Annotated in this window: 2 protein-coding genes and 1 pseudogene; 1 reads left to right on the plus strand and 2 read right to left on the minus strand. The window is 74.9% G+C overall.

All coding sequences use genetic code 11. From position 1 onward, the window contains the following. Window positions 1–43 precede the first annotated feature (43 nt). A complete protein-coding gene (locus AOK09_RS28500; RefSeq protein WP_055590121.1) occupies window positions 44–703 on the minus strand; it encodes a DUF998 domain-containing protein in 660 nt (219 codons plus the stop codon). A gap of 107 nt (window positions 704–810) precedes the next feature. On the opposite strand from AOK09_RS28500, the gene AOK09_RS28505 reads away from it, so the two are divergent. Beyond that, entirely contained in the window at window positions 811–1431 is a 621-nt protein-coding gene (locus AOK09_RS28505; protein WP_175609358.1) for a TetR/AcrR family transcriptional regulator, read from the plus strand. 290 nt (window positions 1432–1721) lie between these two features. Here AOK09_RS28505 and AOK09_RS28510 read toward each other — a convergent pair. Then, window positions 1722–3078, minus strand: a pseudogene (locus AOK09_RS28510) (hypothetical protein); the annotation flags it as partial.

Here is a 3078-nt window from a genome sequence, read left to right on the forward strand (position 1 = left end):
GGCGGTGGTGGTGCCGGCTGCCGGCGTGACTTGTGGGGACTGCCTACGCCCTGGTCAGGCGTACGCTCACGGCCGCCAGCCACAGCAGGCCGAGGCCCGCACCGAGGGTGAAGGCGAGAACGGCGGAGGAGGAGCCGGCGAAGCCGGCGACGACCGCGAGCGGAACCACGCGGCAGCCGGCGGCCCATCCGGGGCGGTGCTGGGCGGCGAAGTGGCGGGCCAGTACGAGGAGGGCCGCGCAGAGGGCGAGGTAGCCCACCGCGCCGCTGACCATGTGCAGGGCGCCGTGCCAACTCAGTGCCGCGGTCGGGGTGTCGGGCGTACCGGCGGGGAAGCCCCGGCCGGGGTCCGCGGTGAACGCGGCGGCGAGCAGGAACGACGCGCCGAAGACACCGATCAGCCGAGCGGCCCGGACCTCGCGGGGCCGGTCGCGCAGCACCCGGCCCACCCCGGCCGCGCCGGCGATCACCAGGAGGCCGGTCAGCACGAAGCTGGTGCGCTGGATCCAGCCGAGGCCGCCGAGGCTCAGCTGGCTGATGGCGTTGCGGGTGAAGTCGAAGCCGTCGCGGGTCAGCCCCTGGACCAGGCCCGTGCCGAGGAAGAGCGGGCCCGCCGCGACGCCGCCGGCCAGCAGGGCGCGGGTCCTCGGGCGGGCCGAGGTTGTGGCGGTGGCGGTGACCGGTGTGTCGATGACGCAGGTCATGGTGGTGTCCCCCCGAGGCAGAACTAGACGGTGTGGTACTGGCTGCGGCCCGGGCGCTACAGTAGACGCGCGAGAACTGGACTGTCCAGTACCCACGAGGAGTCCGTGTGGAAGCCAACGATCAGAGCCGGTCGGCCCGGAAGCACCGGGCGATCATGGACGCTGCGACCCAGGTTTTCCTGGAGAAGGGCTACTCCGGCACCAGCATGGACGACATCGCGAAGCTGGCCGCGGTCTCCAAGCAGACCGTCTACAAGCACTTCGCGGACAAGGAGAAGCTGTTCGCCGAGATCATCCTGGCCACCACCGACCGCGTCGACGCCATGGTGGACCTGGTCGCCGGCATCCCGGCCGACGCCGGGCGGCTGGAGGAGAACCTCACCCGGCTCGCCGGCCAGTTCCTCGCCGCCCTCACCCAGCCTCAGGTGCTCCAGCTGCGGCGGCTGGTCATCGCCAACGCCGACGCCTTCCCCGGGCTGGGCGCGGCCTGGTACGAGCAGGGCTTCGAACGGGTGCTGGCCACCCTGGCCGCCACCTTCCAGCGCCTCACCCGCGAAGGGGTGCTCCGGGTCGGGGATCCGCTGCTGGCCGCCCAGCACTTCTCCGGACTGCTGCTCTGGATCCCGGTGAACCGGGCCATGTTCCACGGCAGTCCCCAGCACACCCAGGCCGAACTCGACCACTACGCCGCCGCCGGTGTCGCCGCCTTCCTCGGCGCCTACCGCTGAACCCGGCCGCGGAGGCTCCCGGCGGGGCCCGTTCGCACCACGCACTTCGCCGCGGCCGACGAGCCCGGCCACCCCTCGATCCAGGCGCAGCTGACCGCCTTGCGGGAGGCGCTGGCACACGCCGAGGCGCAGGGCGCCGAGCCCGTCGGTGGGCCCGGAAGCGGCCCAGCAGCACCTTGCCGTTGAGCTGGACGGAGCCCTGCGCGCGGGCCGGACCGGTCACCCGCCGTCGCGCCCCCGGGAGCGGAGCCGCCACGGCCGCGCCCCGGCCGGCCCGCCCGGGGCGGCGGTCAGAGCGGACGTACCGGCGACTCCGCCGGGCGCCGGAACATCCGGGTGGCGGTGATCTCGCCGTGGACGGCGGGGGCCTCCGGGTCGGGCGGCGTCGGCAGGCCCGGGCGCAGATGCTCCTCCACAGAGATGTACTTCAGCCCGGCCCGGAGGTCGGCGTCGTTGCGCAGCCTGATGATCAGCGGGAACTCCGCCAGCGCGGTGGTGTCGAACAGGCCGGTGGTGTACAGCAGCTGGACGCCCAGCGCGTCGGCGACCGCCCGCTGGAGCTCCAGCAGATAGGTGGCGTTGGCGCGGCCGATGGGGTTGTCCAGGAAGAGCGTCCCGGCGTGGCGCAGCCGGGCCTGGCCGCGGTCGTTGGCCCGCAGCGCCGCCATGGTGCAGTAGAGGGCGATGGCGGCGGTGAGCAGCTGCCCGCCGGAGAAGACGTCGTTCATCTGGCTGACCGGGACCCGCTCGGCGCGCAGCACCGCGTCCGGCTTGAGGATCTCCACCGAGACACCCCGGGGGCCGAGCGCCGCATGGACGCCCCGCAGCAGCAGGGTCATGCCGTCGCGCCGCAGGTCGCTGTTCTTGCGGACGGCGGCGCGGGTGGCCTCGTCGATGACCTCGCCCAGCCGCTCCACCAGGGTGGAGTGGTCGGGGTCGTCGAAGCGGATGCGCAGGAACTCCTGGCCGGACCACTCCCCCAGGCCGTCGGGGAGCCGGGAGAGCCGCTGGGCGGCGCGCAGCGTGGTGAGGGAGGTCTCCACCAGGCCGCGGAGCCGGTCGACGATGGAGTCGCGGTTGCGCTCCAGCTGCTGGAGCTCGTCGGTGAGCACCCGCAGCCGGGGGGCGAAGGCGGCGGCCCAGGCCGCGGCGTGGTCGGGGAGGGCCGCGGCGGGCAGTTCGCGGATCTGCTGGCGGGCTGGGGTCCGCACGGCCTCGTAGCGGGCTGCGTTGGCGTGCCGGACCAGGACGTCGGCGGCGTCACGGACGGCGGTCTCGGCGGCGGAGAGGTCCGCGGCGGCGGCGCGCAGGGTGCGACGGGTGTCGGCCGCGGCGGAGCGGGCCTCGGCGAGGGTGCCGGGATGGGGCTCGGCGGGCTGCTCGGGTTCGTCGCCCGCGGTGTCGCGCAGGCCGTCGCGCAGCTGGGCCGCGATCTCCTCGAAGTCGGCGGCGGCCTGGTGGGCGCTGTCATGGGCGCGGACCAGCTCGCGGTGGGCGGAACCGGCGGCCTCCAGCCGCTCGGTGCGGTCGGCGAGTTCGGCGGTGGCGGTGCGCAGCAGGGCCTGGGCGTGGTCGGGGTCGGCGGGGACGAGGTCGTCCGGCAGCTCGGTGTGGGCCTCGCCGACCGCGGGGGCGGAGCGCTCGGCC

Origin of the sequence: Peterkaempfera griseoplana (genome assembly GCF_001418575.1) — a bacterium.
Lineage (GTDB): Bacteria > Actinomycetota > Actinomycetes > Streptomycetales > Streptomycetaceae > Peterkaempfera > Peterkaempfera griseoplana.

Bases quoted from the DNA above. Each gene is read 5' to 3' on its own strand.
- AOK09_RS28500 (WP_055590121.1), bottom strand. From the start codon at position 703: ATGACCTGCGTCATCGACACACCGGTCACCGCCACCGCCACAACCTCG.